1 protein-coding gene is annotated in these 1373 nt (G+C 53.2%); it reads left to right on the top strand.

Annotated features, from left to right (window positions below; all coding sequences use genetic code 11):
* The first annotated feature begins 119 nt into the window (after positions 1 to 119).
* Positions 120 to 1331: an IS701 family transposase gene (locus IDH45_RS33710; protein ID WP_190932546.1), complete on the top strand. Its 1212-nt coding sequence runs from the start codon at positions 120 to 122 to the stop codon at positions 1329 to 1331.
* Positions 1332 to 1373: the final 42 nt, after the last annotated feature.

Below are 1373 nucleotides of genomic sequence, written 5' to 3'. Positions count from 1 at the left end.
CTATAAATGAGCAAATTCGCTTCCAGTAAACTGTAAAATCAAAAGAATAGAGACAAAGCGCGCTCCTTGTGGTAAAAAGTAGTCACCACAACCCCATTCTACACCAAGGAGAATTCGCTATGTCTCATACCGCCATCGTACCCGATCATATGACCCTTCGCAACTATTTGTTGCAGCACCGGCTGCCGCTCTATTTTTCAAAGCCGGTTCTGGCGCATATCGAATCGTATATGACGGCCGCGACCGCGAAAGGATTTCGCGGCAAAGTGGTGGATCTCGCGGAATACAGCAATTGTCATCGAACGACGCTCGGCCATTTTCTGGCCGAGGGGAAGTGGGATGAAGGCGTTCTGCAAGCCAAAGTAAAGACCGAATCCCTTCGCCAGGTAATGGAAACGTCCGAGCGGACGGCCGAGCCGTTGTTCGTCATCCATGATGATACGATCGCTCAGAAGACCAAGCCTTCGTCACAGGCGCAGGTTCCGATGGAGTGCACCGGTTTTCATCATTCGCATCTTCTCGGCAAAGTCGTGTGGGGCCACCAGGTTCAAGCCACCGTCGTGGGATGTGCGGACTTATCGCTTATCCATTCGATCGATCTCTATGACAAAACGAAGACCCATCCCGATGGCACGGTCTATACGAAAATCGACCGCGTCAGCGACATGGCGGCGACCTTGCCGCTTCCGCCTCATGGCGGGTACGTGCTGGTCGATTCCTGGTTTACCTGCGCGCGTGTCATCGACAGCTACGCGGCGGCGGGCTACCATCTGATCGGGGCGCTCAAGACCAATCGGATCCTCTACCCGCAGGGCATTCGCATTTCGGCTCAGGACTTTGCTTGCCACATCCGGAAGGAAGACGTTCGCCTCGTGACCGTGAACGGCTCTTCTTACTGGACGTATCGGTACGAAGGCGCGTTGAACGAAATCGACAACGCCGTTGTTCTGCTGTGCTGGCCGGAGCAGGCATTTGGGGAACCCAAGGCGCTTCGAGCCTTCCTCTGCACCGACGTTTCGTTGGAGACGGAAACCATTTCGGCTTACTACGCCAAACGATGGCCGATTGAGATCTTTTTTCGCCAGTCCAAGAACAATCTGGGGTTTGACACGTATCAAGTTCGTTCGGCCACGGCTTTTATTCGTCTGTGGGCCTTGCTTGCCTTTACCCATTTGTACTGCACGACCGGCTTGGGACAACCCTACCCGTTTGGTGACGGCTTGCGCGTTGTGCGCAAGCAAGTCCAACAGGATCGATTTCGAGCTGTCTATGAATGCGGACGAAGCGGCATCCCTTTTCATGTCGTTTGTGAGCAGTTCAAACTGGCTTAGCAAACTGTCTTTTTTTGTATCCGTTTTTGCTCATTTATAGTT

It is taken from the genome of Paenibacillus oceani, assembly GCF_014705615.1.
Taxonomy (GTDB): domain Bacteria; phylum Bacillota; class Bacilli; order Paenibacillales; family NBRC-103111; genus Paenibacillus_AB; species Paenibacillus_AB oceani.
This window is presented reverse-complemented; position numbering and strand designations above follow the sequence as displayed.

Bases quoted from the DNA above. Each gene is read 5' to 3' on its own strand.
- IDH45_RS33710 (WP_190932546.1), top strand. From the start codon at position 120: ATGTCTCATACCGCCATCGTACCCGATCATATGACCCTTCGCAACTAT.